This is a genomic window from Sorangium sp. So ce1335 (genome assembly GCF_051521615.1).
Taxonomy (GTDB): domain Bacteria; phylum Myxococcota_A; class Polyangia; order Polyangiales; family Polyangiaceae; genus Sorangium.
The window spans coordinates 2135200-2152214 of the sequence record NZ_CP150363.1 but is presented as its reverse complement, the minus strand read 5'-3'; the positions used below and the strand labels follow the sequence as shown (position 1 = coordinate 2152214).

The 17015-nt window shown below is 73.0% G+C and carries 10 protein-coding genes; 3 read left to right on the top strand and 7 right to left on the bottom strand.

The genetic code is table 11. The annotated features are described in order from the left end of the window. Window positions 1-448 precede the first annotated feature (448 nt). A complete protein-coding gene (locus WMF24_RS07970) occupies window positions 449-2818 on the top strand; it encodes a cellulose binding domain-containing protein (RefSeq protein WP_437738778.1) in 2370 nt (789 codons plus the stop codon). Between the two features lie 90 nt (window positions 2819-2908). Here the strand turns inward: WMF24_RS07970 and WMF24_RS07965 are convergent, their stop codons facing one another. From WMF24_RS07965 to WMF24_RS07935, 7 genes are all read right to left on the bottom strand, one after another. Continuing rightward, window positions 2909-3907 carry a rhamnogalacturonan acetylesterase gene (locus tag WMF24_RS07965; protein WP_437735767.1) on the bottom strand — a complete coding sequence of 333 codons (999 nt, stop codon included), beginning with the start codon at window positions 3905-3907 and terminating at the stop codon, window positions 2909-2911. Window positions 3908-4048: 141 nt separating this feature from the next. Beyond that, window positions 4049-5335, bottom strand: coding sequence for a hypothetical protein (locus WMF24_RS07960; RefSeq protein WP_437735766.1), 1287 nt, complete (start codon window positions 5333-5335; stop codon window positions 4049-4051). Continuing rightward, window positions 5332-6450 (bottom strand): tetratricopeptide repeat protein, encoded by a 1119-nt coding sequence (locus WMF24_RS07955; protein ID WP_437735765.1) that lies wholly within the window; start codon window positions 6448-6450, stop codon window positions 5332-5334. The genes WMF24_RS07960 and WMF24_RS07955 overlap by 4 nt, the downstream gene beginning before the upstream one ends. Further along, window positions 6447-7085 (bottom strand): RNA polymerase sigma factor, encoded by a 639-nt coding sequence (locus WMF24_RS07950; RefSeq protein WP_437735764.1) that lies wholly within the window; start codon window positions 7083-7085, stop codon window positions 6447-6449. The genes WMF24_RS07955 and WMF24_RS07950 overlap by 4 nt, the downstream gene beginning before the upstream one ends. 312 nt (window positions 7086-7397) lie before the next feature. Next, entirely contained in the window at window positions 7398-8687 is a 1290-nt protein-coding gene (locus WMF24_RS07945) for an arabinan endo-1,5-alpha-L-arabinosidase (protein WP_437735763.1), read from the bottom strand. A gap of 246 nt (window positions 8688-8933) precedes the next feature. Next, window positions 8934-9842, bottom strand: coding sequence for a hypothetical protein (locus tag WMF24_RS07940; RefSeq protein ID WP_437735762.1), 909 nt, complete (start codon window positions 9840-9842; stop codon window positions 8934-8936). Window positions 9843-9922: 80 nt separating this feature from the next. Beyond that, window positions 9923-11410 carry an MDR family MFS transporter gene (locus WMF24_RS07935; RefSeq protein ID WP_437735761.1) on the bottom strand — a complete coding sequence of 496 codons (1488 nt, stop codon included), beginning with the start codon at window positions 11408-11410 and terminating at the stop codon, window positions 9923-9925. 147 nt (window positions 11411-11557) lie between these two features. Here WMF24_RS07935 and WMF24_RS07930 point away from each other — a divergent pair, with 147 nt between their 5' ends. Further along, complete coding sequence (locus WMF24_RS07930; protein ID WP_437735760.1) at window positions 11558-12934, top strand: hypothetical protein; 1377 nt, start codon at window positions 11558-11560, stop codon at window positions 12932-12934. Window positions 12935-12951: 17 nt separating this feature from the next. Continuing rightward, complete coding sequence (locus WMF24_RS07925; protein ID WP_437735759.1) at window positions 12952-17007, top strand: DUF6531 domain-containing protein; 4056 nt, start codon at window positions 12952-12954, stop codon at window positions 17005-17007. Window positions 17008-17015 lie beyond the last annotated feature (8 nt).

Sequence of the window (17015 nt, the reverse complement as noted above, 5' to 3'; positions counted from 1 at the left end):
CCCATGTCGGTGAGCGAGCACGGTCGCCCGTTTGCGCCAGCTCTGCAAGGGCGATCGAGCGATCGCGGTGACGCGAGCGCCATGGAGAGCCGCTGTCACAGAGCCCGGCCGGTCCAGCGCGCGTTCTCGTGCGCTGCAAAATCTCCGAGCTGCAAAAAAGCGCAGGTCTTTCGAGGACGTGGTGATTGATTCCGGGCGGCTCGGGCATCCTGGAGGTCATTGACGGTCCATCGGTCGCCGGCCTCGGCGGCCGATGGACCGCTGTTCCGGAGACCTCGGATTTTTCGCGGATCGCCCCGTGCACCGCGCGCTTAGAAAGGATGTTTCCATGCGAGCTTGCTTGTCGGCCGCAACGGCCACCGCCCTCGTGCTCCTCGGAGCGTGCGTCCTGGAAGATGCTCACGACCCAGAAGGAGAGCTCGAGCAACAAGAAGCCTGGGATCAGCCTGTGACGGGCGACGGGCTGACCGCCACGCTGACGACGACGTCGGACTGGGGGACCGGGTACTGCGCCGACGTGAAGATCGCGAACACGGGGACGGCGGCGACGACGACGTGGCGGGTGGTCATCGACATGAACGGCTCCTCCCTGGGGAACGCGTGGAACACCACGGCGACAAGGAGCGGGGCGCAGGTCATCGCGACGCCCGCCGACCACAACCCGGCCGTGGCGCCTGGTGGCTCGACGACGTTCGGGTTCTGCGCCGCGGCGAGCGGCCCCTCACAGCGCGCTGCGCTCGCCAGCGTGACGGCCGGCGGATCGGGCAGCAGCAGCGCCAGCAGCAGCACCAGCTCCAGCAGCTCGAGCAGCACCAGCTCCAGCAGCAGCAGCGGCACGGGCGGCGCGAGCAGCAGCAGTAGCGCCAGCAGCTCCAGCAGCTCCAGCAGCAGCGGCAGCGGCAGCGGCGGCGCGGGCGGCAGCGGCGGCAGCGGCGGCGCGGGCGGCAGCGGCGGCAGCGGCGCGGGCGGCAGCGGCGGCGCGGGCGGCAGCGGCGGCGCCGCCCCGAGCGGCCATCTCCAGATGGAAGACCTCGACCGCGGGGTGGTCGCCGTCAAGGTGTCGGGCGGCGTCTACGTCGGGTGGAGGATGTTCGGTTACGAGTACGATCCCACGAATCCCGGCGCGATCTCGTACGACGTGTACCGCAACGGGACGCGCGTCGCGAACGTCACGAACAGCACCAATTACCTCGACGCGGCCGGCACGACCTCCTCCACCTACACGGTCAAGGCCGTCGTGGGCGGCGTCGCCCAGGCGGCCTCGCCCGCCGCCGCGACGTGGAGCCAGAACTACCTGCGCATCCCCATCTCGGCGCCCGCAGCCGGAACGACGCCAGCGAACTGCAGCAACGCGGGCGAGAGGTACACGTATGAGGCCAACGACGCCAGCGCCGGAGACCTGGACGGCGACGGACAGTACGAGATCGTCCTCAAGTGGGATCCCTCGAACGCCAAGGACAACTCCCAGTCCGGCTGCACCGGGCCCGTGGTCCTCGACGCCTACGAGCTCGACGGGCGGCGGCTCTGGCGCATCGACCTCGGGAAGAACATCCGGGCCGGTGCGCATTACACGCAGTTCGTCGTCTACGACTTCGACGGCGACGGGCGCGCGGAGGTCGCGGTGAAGACCGCCCCCGGCACGCGGGACGGGACGGGCGCATTCCTGAGCCGGGGGCCCGCCGCCAGCGACAACGACGCCACAGACCACAGGAACGCCTCGGGGTACGTGCTCGCCGGGCCCGAGTACCTGACCGTGTTCGGGGGGGGCAACGGCGCGGAGCTCGCCACCGTCAACTTCGAGGTGGGCCGAGGGAACGTGTCCTCGTGGGGAGACAATTACGGCAACCGCGTCGATCGATTCCTCGCGAGCGCGGGGTTCGTGAGCGACCTCGGGACAGGCCAGGACTCGAGCGGCAGGCCGGCGATCCTGATGGCCCGCGGCTACTACACGCGCGCCACCATCACCGCCTGGCGCTTCCGCGACGGCAGCCTCACCAGGATCTGGACGGCCGACAGCAACGCGAACACGGCGTACACGGGCCAGGGCGCCCACTCCATGGCCGTGGCCGACGTCGACGGCGACGGCGCCCAGGAGGTGATCTACGGGGCCTCCACGATCGACAGCAACGGCACCCGGAAGTGCTCGACGAGCTTCGGGCACGGCGACGCGCTGCACGTGAGCGACTTGGTCCCCTCGCGTCCAGGGCTCGAGGTGTTCATGCCCCACGAGGACGGCAGCAAGCCGACCCACGACATCCACGACGCGAACACCTGCGCCGTCCTCTGGAAAGGGCCCGTCACCGGGGCCGACACCGGGCGCGGCGTGGCGGCCGACGTGCTCGCGAGCAACCCGGGCGCCGAGATGTGGACCAACTCCACGGGAGGGCTCCTGTCCGCCACCACCGGAGCGAGCGTCGGGTCGCAGCCCGCGTCGGCCAATTTCCTGATCTGGTGGGACGCGGACGAGCTGCGCGAGCTGCAGGACAAGACGTCGATCACGAAATACGGCGGCGGCTCGCTGCTGAGCTGCAGCCAGTGCGCCTCGAACAACGGGACGAAGTCGACGCCGGCGCTCACGGCCGACCTGCTCGGCGACTGGCGGGAGGAGATCGTGTGGCGCGAGTCCGACAACTCGGCGCTGCGGCTCTACACGACGACCAGCGTGACGACGCGGCGGATCTACACGCTCATGCACGATCCCCAGTACCGCATGCAGATCACCTCGGAGCAGACCGCCTACAACCAGCCGCCTCACCCGAGCTTCCACATCGGCGACAGGATGGCGGCGCCCCCGAGGCCGGACATCCACGTGCGGTGACGGAGGCAGCGCAGGCGGGCAGGTCGCCCCGCGCGAGGCCGCGGCGCGGCCCGCCCGCCTCGCGCGGGGGAGCGCCCCCCGCGGGCGCGCTCACCTCCGGTACCGCGCGAGCAGCAGGCCGGCGTCCGCGGTGCCGTCGGCCACGAAGCCGGCCATGGCGCGGGCGCCGGTCTCCTGGAAATGGGTGCCGTCGACAGAGCCGTCCGCCCGGACGAGGAAGAAGTCCTCGCCCGCCGCGACGCAGCCGATCGAGCGCAGGTGGGCGAGCGTCTTCTCGTTGAGATCGATGACCGGCACGTCCAGCGCGCCGCCGAGCTCCCGCATCGCCTGAGAGTGCGCGGCCAGGCCGTTGCCGAACTCGTGGCTGTCCCCGGTACAGGAGCGCCGCGGGGGCGGGGTGACGAGCACCGGGAGGGCGCCGCGCGCCTGAGCGCCCTCGATGTACTGCGTGAGGTACGATTTGAAGTCGGTCGCAGGGTCCAGGTAGTAAGGGATCGTCGCGCCGGCGTGCTCGTACGTCGCGTTCCTGTTGCTGTCGTTGGTGCCGAACTGCACGAGCAGGTAATCCCCGCGCTGGATGTCGTCGAGGAGGTCGGTCAGGCGCCCCTCGTCGATGAACCGGCGCGCGGTCCGGCCGCCGATGGCCCGGTTCTCGATGTGCACCCGCGCGTCGAAGAACTCTCCAAGAAACTGACCCCAGCCCGCCTGGTGAATGGGGCTGTTCACGTAGGTCTGCACGGTCGAGTCGCCGGCGATGTACACCGTGACGTCGGGCAGGTCGGCGCTCCCGCCGCCGTCCCCGCCGCCAGCGGCGCTCATCGGTCCTCCGGCCGCGCCGCCGCCGGCGCCGCCCTCGCCAGCGCCGCCCGCGCCCGCTTCCTCCGCGCCGCCCGCGCCGCCCGCGCCGCCCGCGCCCCCTTCCTCCGCGCCGCCCGCGCCCGTGACGCTGGCGGCGGTGCTCGCGCCGCCCGCACCACCGCTGTTGCTGCCGGCGCCCGCCGGTGCGCCGCCGCCGTCGCCCGCCGCACCGGCCGCGCCGTCGTCGGCGCTGCACGCGGCCACGACGACCGCCGCGAGCAGCGCACGCAAGGGGACTGAACATCTGCCAGACAGAAGGGAAGTCGTGCGAAGCATGGATCTCTCCTCTCCCCGATCAGGGATGCACATTTGCGATGGGGGTAAAAACGGCGACGGGACCGGCCTGCGCCGGCGGCTCCGTGCGGACGAGCGTCAGATCTCAAACCCGAGGAGCACGCCGGGCCGGAATCGGTAGCGCGCGAGGACAGTCTCGGTCCCCTGCTCGAGCGAGAGGTCGTAGCGGACGCGCGCGGGGTCGAGCTCGGCGAAGAGCTCGGCGAACATCCAGAGGTCCCGGCCGAGCGGGAGCCTTGCGGCGAGGCCGGCCGCGAGCACGAACGCCGTCGAGGCGCTCGCCGCGGCAGGGACGAAGCCGGGGGCGCCGGCGCTGCCCGGCCGGGGCGTCGCGTCCACGCGGTCGAGGCCCGCGCCGAGCCGCGCGCCGAGCTCGAGCGGCGTCGCGCCCGGGGCGAGGGTGTAGAGCCAGGAGGCGTCCGCGCGGAGCGTGATCGTGCGGAGATCAAGGCCGATCCGCGGCTCCTCGTAGCTGCGCTCGAACTGGTACTGGAAGCGCGCGTCCAGGGCGAGCCGGTGGCGCCCCCAGCCCCGGCCGAGCCCGACGCGCACGCCGGGGCCGTGCGTCAGGCCGACCTCGGCCGAGTGGGCCGCGACGCCGTAGAAGGCCCCGAGCTCCAGCGCGCGGCGCGGCGCCGCGTCGCCGGCGGAGGTCGCGTCGCCCGCGGGAGCCGCGTCGCCCGCGGGAGCCGCGTCGCCCGCGGGCGGCTCGGGGGGCGCCGCCTGGCGGAGGATGAGCGCGCGCGCCTGCTCCCGGTCGAGCGAGGCGCGCGTGTGCTCGCGCAGCGACCGGAGCGAGAGCTCCACGACCTGCGCCACGGACTCGCGATCGAGCTCGTCGAAGCGGCCCGAGAGCTCGATCGAGCGCACGAGAAAGCGATCGGCCACGGGATCGGTGAAGTAGAGGGCCGCGCGGCGCGGATCGCTCAGGTCGATCCAGCACGAGAGGGCGACGCCGGAGACGGCGCGCGTCGCGAAGAGCGCCGCAGGGTCGAAGCGCGGCGCGATCCGGAAGCGGAGGGTGAAGGCCGATAGCGCCTGGGATTCGAGCGCCGTCCGGAGCGCGCCGAGGTCGCCCTCGGCGCCGGTGAGCACGACCTCGACGACAGGAGCGCCGGACGACGCGGGCGACGCCGCCGCAGGGACGCCGCCGGGCAACGCCGCCGCAGGGACGCCGCCGGGCGACGCCGCCGCAGGGACGCCGCCGGGCGACGCCGCAGGGACGGCGCCGGGCGACGCCGCAGGGACGGCGCCGGGCGACGCCGCCGCACGGGCCGCGCCGGCGCCGTCGGCCCGCGCGCGCGGCGCCGAGAGCGCGACCGCCGCGGCGAGGCCGAGCCAGAGGGGCGCGCGCGTCGCGATCACCCGCCCAGCTCGGCGAGGCGGCGGCGCGCGTGCTCGGCGTACGGCGAGCTCGGGTGCTCGCGGAGCAGGCGCCGCCAGGTCTGCGCCTCGTCGCCGGAGCGACCGAGCGCCCGCAAGGCGCGCCCGCGGCCGTAGAGCGCCTCGACGGCCAGCGGGCGCGCGCCGGCCACGCCGAGGTACCGGTCGAACTGCGCGAGCGCCGCGCCGGGCGAGCCGCTGTTGAGGAGGAGCCCCCCCAGCGACACGAGCGAGAGCGTGGCCTCGGGCGACCCAGCGAAGCGCCTCTGGAGCGCGCGGTAGAGCGCGATGGCGCGCTGGGCGCTGCCGGCGCGCCGCGCGTCGTTGGCCTCCCGGAAGAGCTGCTCCGCTGTCGAGGCGGCGGGGGTCGAGGGGGCCGCGGGGGTGGGCGCGGTCGCGCCCGGCGCGCGCGGGGTATCGTGCGGCAGCGGCGCGGGGGCCGCGAGCTCCGGCAGCGCCGCCCCGGCGGTCGCGGGCGCGCCATCCGACGAGGGCGGCGCGGCCTCGGCGCGGGGCGGCGCGGCCGCGGGTGACGCGGGCGAGCGCGGGCGCGACACCACCGCGCGCAGCGCAGGCGCGACCGGGCGGGCGCTCGGGCCCGGCGCCGGGCGCCGATCCACGAGCGCCGTGGCCGCGGCGGCCGCGCCGCAGAGGAGGACCGCGGCCGCGGCGTAGAACCAGATGCCCCGCCTCCAGACGGCCGCGCGCTGCCCGGCGACGCCGCTCCTCGGCGGCGCGACATCATCGCCGCGCCGAACGTCGTTGTCGGGCCGCACCGGCGCGCTCTCCGGCCACCCCGGCGCGCCCTCGCGCAGCACCGGCGCGCTCACGCGCCACCCGGGCGCGTCCGCGCGCAGCACGTCGTTGGGCGCCCCGCCGGCGGCAGCCCGATCGATCGCGACCCGCGCGATGCGCGCGAGGAGCTCCGCGTCGCCGGGCTCCGCCGCGCCGACGGCGTCGAAATCCTGCGCGAGCTCCCAGGTCATCCGGCACGATGCGCACGCGCCAAGGTGGGCGTCGAAGGCGAGCCGGTCCGGCTCCGTGGCGACGCCGCGGCGCACCCGCGTGAGGAGCTCGCTCCGGCAGTCGACGTTCATGCTTCCCTCCCCCGGAAGAGCTCGGCCAGCTTCGCGTTGTTGGCGAGCGCGCGCCGCAGCGCCTCCTTGCCGAGCCGGAGCCGGCTCCAGACGGTGTTCGGAGAGACGCGGGCGAGCGCCGCGATCTCGTCGACCGTGTGGCCGAGCACGAAGTGGAGGGCGAGCGCCTCGGCGGTCGGCTCCGGCATCCGGTCGAGCACCTCGAGCACCATCTCGCGCCGCCGGGTCGAGACCGCCTCGGCGAACGGCGACGGGCCGCTCTCGTCCGCGGCCGCCTCGACCGGCGCGTCCGGCTCGTCGTAGCGCGCGCGCACGCGCAAGCGTCGGCGCGCGCCGAGCGCGGTCATCAGGGCGATGCGGTTCGCGAAGTGCACGACGGTGCACTCCGCGCGGAACGTCGGCAGCGCCTGGAGCAACGCGAGCACCGCCTCCTGCGTGACGTCCTCGACGTCGGGGTGGTGCGGGCCGAGCACCTTCCTCACCGTCCGCAGCATGGCCCCACCGAGCTCGGTGATGAGGGTGCGGATGGCCGCAGGGTCGCGCGCCGCCGCGGCCCGAGAGAGCCCGAGCAGCTCGTCCGCCCTCGGAGACGCTCCCTCCGTCGGCAGCGGGAGGTCGGTGGCGGGCTTTCGCACGTCAACGACGATGCACGAGGGCATGAGTCCTGGTCAAGGCGCACATCGGAGGATCTCCTCGACAGAGGCCGCGCCGGCCCGCTCAGACCGCGTCGACGCGGTCTGAGCGGGCCGAGCGCTGGAGCGCCGCTCACGGCCACCTGCGGAGCGCAGGAGACACCTCGACCTGCGCGAGCGCGGACGGCCGCGCGCCGCGGCGGCGGTCATTCCCCGGAAGGGACCGGGATCTCGACGCTGGTACCAACAGGCACACCGAAGTCAGGAGTTCCATCGCTGTTCCGGGTAAACCGCTGTGCCCGCGTGGCGCGCATGTCACGGCCCTCCGGATCTCGGCCAGCCGTCGCTGTCCCACGCCAGCTCGGAGATCCGCAGCGTGGGCTCGCCGTTCCTCTCGACGTTGTACGCGTGATAGATGTTGTAGGCCCGGTCCTTGGAGAACAGCACGGCGTTGTGCCCGGGCCCCTTCCAGCGGGAATCCCCCTGGACGAGGAGCGTGCCGCCGCCGGCCGTCATCGCCTTGCCCTCGCGGTCGACGTACGGGCCGGTGATGCTCGTCGAGCGGCCGACGACCATCTTGTACGTGCTGTCGACGCCGCGGCAGCAGGAGTCGAACGAGACGAACAGATAATAGAAGCCGCAGCGCCGGACGATGAAGGGCGCCTCGAGCGCCCCGCGCGCGTCGGGGCGCGACGCGAGGGCGTGGAGCTCGGTGTCCGCCCGCTCGCCCGACGCGGTGAGCTTCACCATCTTGAGCCCGCTCCAGAAGCTCCCGAAGGCGAGCCATGGAGTCCCCTCCTCGTCGATCGCGACGTTGGGATCGATGGCGTTCCATTCGTCGCGCGTCGCGCCGGTGTTCGAGCAGATGGCGGGACCGCGGTCCGTCCAGGGCTCGGCCGCGTCGAGCGACGCCTTTGTCGCGTGCCCGATGCACGACCTGTTGCTGCCGAACGTGGAGGCGGAATAGTAAAGATGATAGGCGCCGCCGAAGCGGGAGATGTCGGGCGCCCACAGGTCTTCCACGCCCGGCACCTGCTCCGCGAGCCAGGCGGGCCGCGCGTCGAACACCCGACCGGCAGCCTGCCAGTTGAGGAGGTCCGAGGAGGTCTTCATCGGGAGCCGGTCGCCCGTCTGGAAGAGGTAATAGCGGTCGCCGGCCTGGATGACGGCGGGGTCGTGGGTCACGAGGTCCCCGGACAGCCGCAGCGCCCCGGGCGGGCTCGATGGATCGAAGACCGCCTCTGCGCACCGGTCGTCGCTCCCGCCGCCGCCACTTCCGCCTCCGCCACTCCCGCCTCCGCCGGTCTCTCCGCCGCCGCTCCCCCCGACGCCGCTTCCGCCGGCGCCGCCGGTCCCTCCCTCGCCGCCGGTGCCCGCCGTGCCGGTCGTCGCCGCGGCGCTGCTTCCGGCGCCGCCGGTGCCCGCGGTGGAGGACGCGCTCGTGCTGGCGGCACCGGTCGTGCCGCCGCCCTGCCCCCCCGCGTCGGGGCCCGCTCCTGGCGTCCCCTCGCCGCAACCCGTGAGCGACGCGACGGCGCCGATCAGGAGGCCCCATGTACGCGCAGACCCACACCGTCGCCACGACCGGCAAAGCAAAGGATGCATCGAACCTCCTGGAGCTCTCTTGGTCCCGCTTTCCCACGTGGACCGGAGCGCCCGCGATCAATCACGGGTCGCTCGAATTTCGCGAGAATTCGGAGCGTTCGCGCCCAGCGAGACTTTTACATCAGCACAGGATACCGCAGCCCCACGCGTCGTGAGCTTCCGGGAGGTGTGTCTTGCCGCCGCCTCGTCCGGCGCCGCGAGCGGGATCGACGTCGCTCTCCGCGCCGCGCGAGATCCGGAGTCCGATCAAGGCGCGGCGCGGCGGGCCTCGTAGAGGTCGGCGACGCTGGTCCGCGTCGATGCGAAATACAGGACGGTGCCGTCCGGTGAGAGGTGCGGGTCGGTGTCGCGCTCCTCGGGGAGGTTCACCGGCTCCTCGAGCGGCGCTGCCTCCTCGAACGCCGCTTCGGCGCTTGCCCGCCATGCCCAGAACAGGTCTCCCCCTCCCGCGCGGCTCGATCGGAACAGGATCTGCTTGCCGTCGTCGAACAGGAACGGGCCGCCCTCGTCGCCCGGGCCGTCCAGCCCGGCGACCGGCACGAGCGCGCTCCAGTCGTCCTCCGGGCGGTCGCGCGACGCGATCGCGAGGTACGTCTCCGCGTCCGCGGGCGTGACGCCGGTCACGACGTGGAGCCCTGGGGGATCGACGTGAGGGCCCATCACCGTGGCGCCCTCGACGGCGAGGGCGTCCACGTGCGCTGGCGTTCCCCACGGGTCGTCCCGGCCGGCGCGCTCGGCCAGCCAGATGCCCTCCGGCTCGCGCCTGCTGTAGAACCAGATCCTGAGCCCGTCCTCGGAGACGGAGGGGGTGTCCTCGATCTCGGCGCTGTTGAGCTCCCCCACGGCCTGCGGCGCGTCCCAGGGCGAATCCGCCGCCGCCCGCCGCGACCTCCAGAGGTCGCGATCCCCGTCGCGATCGGACATGAAGTAGATCTCGAGGAGATCGCCCGTGAGCGTCGGGTCCTCTTCCCTTGCATCGGAGTTGAGCTCCGTCACCGCCCTCGCCGTATCGAACACCGGCCGCTCCGGCGCGCTCGCCGTCCCGTCCGGCCCGGGCGCGAACACGCCGATCACGAAGCGTTGATCCTCGCACCCCGCTCCGAGCGCGAGCCAGGCGCCCCACGCCGCCGCGCTCGCGTGGCGCCGCCATCCCATCCGCCCCCTCCGTCCCCGCGCACACCCCATCCAGGTCATGCGGCGCAAGGTAGTCCGGGCTCCCCCCCGCTGCCCGCGCCTCACCCGATGCCGGCCTCGCTCGGCGGCGCGACCGTCTTGTCGTCCGCCGTCTGGAGGGGCACACGCGGAAACCACAGCGCCGAGATGAACCCGATCACGCCCATCGCCGCGATGATCCAGAACACCGTGGTGAGCCCCGACGTGAGCGCCTCGCCGAGGTGCTGCACGACCGACGGATCGAGCCCCCGCGCCCCCTCCGCCGTCAGGAGCCGGCTCGCCGCGTCCGCCGGGATCGACGGGTCCTTCGCGAGCTGCGCCGTCAGGACCCCGCCCATGATGCCCACCGCCACGACGCCGCCGAGCAGCCGGGAGAACATCGTGCTCGCGGTCGCGATCCCGCGCTGATCCCACGCGACGCTGCTCTGCACCGCGATGAGCAGCGCGACGTTGGAGAGCCCCATGCCCACGCCGAACACGAGGGTCGTCGCGCGCAGCAGGAGCGGCGTCTCGTGCGCCCCGCCGATCGCGAGCGCGAGCCCCGCCAGCGCCGTGAAGCCGAGGCCCACCCAGATGAGCGGGCGGAACCCGACCCGCGGGATGAGCCGCCCGCCGATCGCGCTCGCCACCGGCCAGCCGATCAGCATCGGGGCGATGGCGCTCCCGGCGTCGGTGGGCGAGCCGCGGAGCACGCCCTGCACGAAGAGCGGCACGAAGGTGATGGTGCCCATCATCGCGCCGCCGAGGATGGCGCCGGCCACGTTGGAGATGAGCATCACCGGCCGCCGGAAGAGCGGCAGCGGGATCATCGGCTCGGGCGCGCGGCGCTCGACCGCGAAGAACGCCGCGAACAGCGCGGCCGACGCGATCGCGGCGACGAGCGTCGTCGCCCCGCCCAGCCTTCCTGTGGCGAGCAGCAGCGCGACGACGCCGGCGGACAGGAGCGCCGCGCCGAGGAAATCGAGCTCGTGGCGCCGCCTGTCGATGCGCTCGTGGAACGCGGTCGCGACGAGCGCCATGGACGCGAGGCCGAACGGGATGTTGATGTAGAAGACCCAGCGCCACGAGAAATAGTGCACGATGAGCCCGCCCACCATCGGGCCGATGATGCCGAACAGCCCCCACGCCGCGCCGAAGACGCCCTGGATCCGCGCGCGCTCGTTCAGATCGAAGATGTCGCCCGAGATGGTCATCGCCATCGGCTGCATGGCCCCGGCGCCGGCCCCCTGGAGCGCACGGAAGGCGATGAGCTGCGGCATCGACCGCGCGGCGCCGCTCGCGATCGAGCCGATCAGGAAGACGGCGATGCCGAACAGGATCACCGGCTTGCGGCCGTAGATGTCCGACAGCTTGCCGCAGATGGGGACGAGCACCGACGAGGTGAGCAGGTAGGCGGTGGTGACCCAGGCGTACTGTTGAATGCCGCCGAGATCGCCGATCACGGTGGGCATCGCGGTGGCGACCACGGTCGACTCGAGGGCGGCCATGGCGAGGGACAGGATGAGGCCGACGACGGTGAGGCCGCGGTGGGTCTTGCGTTCTGAGGCCATGCAGGTGGTGGGGATGTGGTGCGGAGCAGCCGGGGCGGCAACTGGGGCGGCGCGGCGGCGCGCGCAAGATAGCGCGAGAACGAATCCGGGTAGCCCTCAAGCAAAATCGGTAAACTGTCGCACGCCGGTGCCGGCACGGAGCGCGCGATGGAGTCGTTGGCGAGGCGCATTCGAGAGCTTGCAGACGCCCTGTCCTGGTTCGTGCGGGCGCGCGAGCTGCGCCTGCTCCACGTGCGGACAAGCCCCGACCTCCGCGCCACGGCGCTCCGGCTCGCGGCGTCGCAGGAGCTCCACCCCGAGAACCGGAGCCCCTTCGTCGTGCTGGAGGACGCGTGCACCGCGGCGAGCGACGGGTGGCCCGAGCGGCTCGAGCGTCTGCGCGCCCAGCACGAGGCGCGCAGGGCCCGCATGGCGCAGGAGGGGGAGCCGCTGCCCGAGCTGCCCGAGCGGCCGGCGATCGCCGAGCCGCTCGCCGCGTTCGGCGCGCAGCTCGCGCAGCTCCTGAAGGCCCGCGCCGACTGGCACGAGGGGCTCGTCGTCGTGCTGGCCCCGACGCGCGTCGAGCGCCCGGGCGCGCTCTGCGAGGCGCTGCGCGCGCTGCTCGACGCGAGGGGCCTCGGCGCCGTGCGCTGGATCCTGATCGACCCCGAGCCGGCGGCGCTCGAGCCCGTCGCCGACGAGCTCGGGGAGCGGGCGACGCGGCTCGCGTTCCTCGTCGACGAGGCGGAGGCGCAGCGCGACCTCGCGCGCATGCTCGACGCGGCCGAGGCGGCGCCGCCGGACGTCGTCGGCCCGGCGCGGGTCGGCGCGGCGTGGCCCCGCGGCGTGTCGCCGCCGCTGCGGCCGGGCCACCCGCCGGCGGATCCCGGGAGCATCGACGCCCTGCTCGAGCGCGAGGGCGTCTCGCTGCCGCTCGCGGGCGCCCGGGGGGGCGAGCTCGCGCACCTGGTCCTGCGCGGCGCGCAGGCGATGCGCCGCGGGCAGCCCGTCGAGGCGGTGCAGCAGCAGGCGCGGGCGCGGGACCTCTGCGCCCAGGCGGGGATGGCGCGCGAGGCGACGATGATGGAGCTCGTCCTCGGCGGCTACCTCGTCGCCGCGGGGGACGCCGGGCGCGCGGCGCGGACCTACGACGCCGCGCGCGAGCGGGCCGAGCGCGGCGGCCTGCCGGATCTCGGGGTGCAGGCGCAGCTCGCGCTGGGCGCGCTGCACGTGCGCGCGGGCGAGCACGCGGACGCGGCGGCGGCGTACGCGCGCGGCGCGGCGCTGGCCCGGCAGTCCGGCTCGGCGATCTTGACGATCGAGGCGCTGCGCCTCGCGGGCCAGGCGCAGCTCGATCTGGGCAACGCCGACGAGGCGGCGCGGATCTGGGGCGCGGCGCTCGAGGCGGCCGACGCGGCCGACCCGGCGGAGGTGAGGGCGTCGAGCGCCGCGGAGGTGGCGCGCGCGCTCGCGGCGCTCCTCAGGAAGCGCGGGACCAAGGACGCGGCGGCGCGGCTCGAGGAGCGCAGCCGCGCGCTGGAATAGAGGGCGGAGGGACGGTCATGCTCGCCAGCACGTGGCTCGACATCGTCATCGGCATCGATCTCCACTTCGAGCTCGTCCCGCCGCCGATGCTCCCGGTGCCGTTCCCGCACCCGTTCGTCGGGCTCGTCCTTGACCCGATCGGGCTCGCCGCGGGGCTGGCGATCTCGAACGCGATCGGCATGGCGACCGGCGGCTCGTTCAAGGGGCCCGTGCTGATCAACCTGATGCCGGCGAACACGACCGGCACGGAGGCGAAGAACTTCTTCCTGCTGCCGCACTTCATCATCCCGCCGGGGGCGATGTGGGCCCCGATGTTCCGGGTGCCGAAGCCGGCGATCATCCCGGGCAAGGCGCCGTCGCTGGAGCTGCCGATCCCGCCGCCCGGGGACGCGGTGATGATCACGGGCTCGAAGACCGTCCACGCGATGGGCGCGAACCTGTGCCGGCTCGGCGACATCGCCCTGAGCTGCAGCGATCCGATCCGGCTCCCCACGTCGGTGGTCCTGACCATCCCGAAGGGGCTGCCGGTGCTCGTGGGCGGGCCGCCGGCCGTCGACTGGATGGCCGCCGGGTTCGGGCTCATCAAGTGCAAGTGGATCGCGAGCCGGCTCCATCGGCTGGTGAACCGGATCAAGAACGCGCGCCTCCGGAACCTGCTGCACAAGGGGGTCTGCTTCTTCACGGGGCACCCGGTGGACGTCGCGACAGGCCGGGTGATGACCGAGTCGACGGACTTCGAGCTCCCCGGCCCGCTGCCGCTCGTCTTCGAGCGGACGTACGTGTCGAGCTGGGCGCACCGGGACTCGCCGCTCGGCCACGGCTGGAGCCACCCGCTGGACCAGGCCGTGTGGATCGAGCCCGGCTGCGTCGTGTACCGCGCGGAGGACGGCCGGGAGATCGAGTTCGACACCTTCGACATGCCCGATCACGCGATGAGGCCGGGCGAGGAGGTGTTCGATCCGCTCAACCGCCTGACGCTGCGCAGCCTGGGCCGGTTTCGCTGGGAGATCGAGGCGGCGGACGGCGTCGTGCACGAGCTCGAGCCGATCCCGGGCGACAGGGACAGGACGCTCGCCCGCCTCGTGCGGAAGCGCACGCGGAACGGGCACGAGATCACGCTGCACTACGACGACCGCGCCCAGCTGTCGTGGGTGCGCGACGCGGGCGGCAGGATCGCGCGCTTCGAGCACGACGAGGCCGGGCGGCTGTCGCTGGTGTCGCTGCCGCACCCGACGCAACCTGGCTGGGTGCCGCACACGCGGTATGTGTACTCCGGCGAAGGGGATCTGGTGGAGGTGATCGATCCGCTGGGGCACGCGACGCGGTACGCGTACGAGGGCCACCTCCTCGTGCGGGAGACGGACCGGACCGGGCTGTCGTTCTACTTCGGCTACGACGGCAACGGGCCGGGCGCGTACTGCATCCGGACGTGGGGGGACGGCGGGATCTACGATCACGAGATCGACTACGACAAGGTCGGGCGGGTGACGTACGTCACGAACTCGCTCGACGCGACGACCACGTACGAGATGAACGTGGCCTATGCGGTCGTGAAGGTGATCGACGCGTGCGGCGGCGAGACGCGGTTCGAGTACGACGACAACCTGTGGATGACGGCGGAGGTCGATCCGCTGGGGAACGCGACGCGGTACGAGTACGACGCGCGGGGGAATCGCGTGAGGACGTCCCTCCCCGGAGGGGCGACGATCCGTGTCGACCACGACAAGAACAACCTGCCTGTCCGAGCCGTGGATCCTTGTGACGGTGAATGGCGCTGGGACTACGACGAGCGCGGGCAGCTCCAGCGACGCGTCGATCCGCTCGGGCAACAAACGCTGTTCGAGTACCGCGACGGGCTGCTCGCGGCGGTCACGGATCCCGCCGGCGCTCGAGCGTCGTTCTCCTACGACGACGCGAAGAACCTCCGCCGCGTGAGGTCGGCGGACAGCACCGAGGAGGGGTACGAGCACGACAGGCGCGGGCGCGTCGTCCTGCGCAAGGACCCGCGCGGCAACGTCCAGCGACGACACCACGATGCGTGCGCGCGGCTGGTCACGGTCGAGGAGCCCGACGGGAACGTGCGCAGGCTGGGCCGCGATCCCGAAGGGTACCTCGTCGAGGCGCAGGACCACCACCACCGCATCACGCTGCGCTACAGCGGGTATCACAAGCTTTCCGAGCGCGACGAGGCCGGGGCGGTCCTACGGCTCCGGTATGACACGGAGGGCCAGCTCGTCGAGCTGGAGAACGAGGCGGGCGAGGTCCATCGATTGCAATACGACCCCTGCGGTCGCCTCCGCGAGGAGCGCGGGTTCGATGGACGGACGCATCGATACGAACGGGACCGGGCGGGGAACCTGATCAAGGCCGTGAAGCCCAGCGGAGCCTGCACGCAGTTCGCCTACGATCCGTCCGGGCGCCTCACGAAGATACAGCGCTCGGATGGGAGCGAGGAGCGATTCTCGTACCGCGAGGACGGCGAGCTCGTGGAGGCGACCAGCGGCGCGATGGCCGTGCGAATCGAGCGCGATCGCCTGGGCCGCGTGATCCGCGAGCAGCAGGGCGCGCACTGGGTCGAATCCCGCTATGACGCGCGCGGCGCGCGCGTGGGGCTCGCATCGTCGCTCGGGGCCAGCATGACGATCGAGCGCGACAGGATAGGCGACGCGGTGCAGCTCACGACCGGGGGCGAGGGCCGCTCGTGGCACGTCGCTCTCGGCCGCGACGCCGCCGGGTCGGTGGTGGAGCGTCGGTTCGCAGGCGGCGTGGCGGCGCGCTGGCAGCGCGATCGACTGGGCCGCCCCGTGACGCGAACGCTGGCGCGCGGGAGCGACGAGCAGGCCCGCGAGGAGCTCCGATGGGAGCCCGGCGACCGACTGGCCGCCGTGGTGGATGCAGGGCTCGGTCCCATCGTCTTCGAGCGCGACGCCCGCGGCCGGCTCGCCTCGGCGCGCCACGCCAACGGGCGCCTGGAGCACCGCGCGCCGGACGCGACAGGCAACCTGTTCCGCGACGCGAGCCGAGCGGATCGGACCTACGGTCCCGGCGGCGAGATCCGGCGAGCCCATGGCGCGCAGTACATCCATGATGACGACGGCCATCTGATAGAGAAGGTTCGTCCCGGCGGCGCGCGATGGAAGTATGCCTGGAACGCCGCCGGACAGCTCCGCGAGGTGACGCTGCCGGACGGACGAACGGTGACCTTCTCCTACGACGCGCTGGGCCGGCGCGTGAAGAACCGCTCTGGCGACATGGAGACCACGTGGGTATGGGACGGCCAGGTGCCGCTGCACGAGCACCGATCCGGCGAGGCGCCGATCACGTGGGTGTTCGAGCCAGAGAGCTTCGCGCCCCTCGGGAAGATCCAGGGCGAAGCGCGGTACGGGATCATCACCGACCCCCTCGGCGCGCCGAGCGTGATGTTCGACGAGGCAGGGGAAGTCGCGTGGAATCTGCGGCTCGACGTGTACGGGGCGCCCGAGGACGAGGTCGCCGGCGCCATGTGCCCGTGGCGCTGGCCAGGGCAGTACGAAGACCCCGAGACAGGGCTTTACTACAACCGGTTTCGCTACTACGACCCCGAGCTCGGTCGCTACATCAGCCCCGATCCGATCGGGCTCGAGGGCGGGCTCAATACGTATGCTTACGTGCCCGATCCGACGATCGCGAGCGACCCGCTCGGGCTGACCATCGTATGGCATTACACCAGCGCACAGGGCTTTCAGGCCATCCAGTCGAGGGCGCAGGGCGCGTGGTATTTCAAGGCCTCGCAGCCGCCGGGCGGTCGGCCGTTCGGGGTTTACTTCACCAGCCTGTTTTCACCCGACATGACAGCCGAACACCATCGGATGGGTATTCCCACGGAGAAGCGGACCCACTTCTTCGCCGTCGAGGTCGCGGACGACAAGATCGATGATCTCTTCAAGCCGCTGCCGGGCGGACGTGGACTGTCGGGGGTCTCGATCTACGTACCGAACGACATCGAGGTCATGAGAATCCTGCAGAACGACTGGTACAACAGGAGAAACAGGAGCACCCGCACCGTGCGTCAAGCAGGGTGCGGCAGGGTGTAGAGGCAGAG

Excerpts from the sequence above, each read along its gene's own strand:
- WMF24_RS07955 (WP_437735765.1), bottom strand. The coding sequence starts at position 6,450 with ATGAACGTCGACTGCCGGAGCGAGCTCCTCACGCGGGTGCGCCGCGGC.
- WMF24_RS07945 (WP_437735763.1), bottom strand. The coding sequence starts at position 8,687 with ATGCATCCTTTGCTTTGCCGGTCGTGGCGACGGTGTGGGTCTGCGCGT.
- WMF24_RS07940 (WP_437735762.1), bottom strand. The coding sequence starts at position 9,842 with ATGGGATGGCGGCGCCACGCGAGCGCGGCGGCGTGGGGCGCCTGGCTC.
- WMF24_RS07935 (WP_437735761.1), bottom strand. The coding sequence starts at position 11,410 with ATGGCCTCAGAACGCAAGACCCACCGCGGCCTCACCGTCGTCGGCCTC.
- WMF24_RS07930 (WP_437735760.1), top strand. The coding sequence starts at position 11,558 with ATGGAGTCGTTGGCGAGGCGCATTCGAGAGCTTGCAGACGCCCTGTCC.
- WMF24_RS07925 (WP_437735759.1), top strand. The coding sequence starts at position 12,952 with ATGCTCGCCAGCACGTGGCTCGACATCGTCATCGGCATCGATCTCCAC.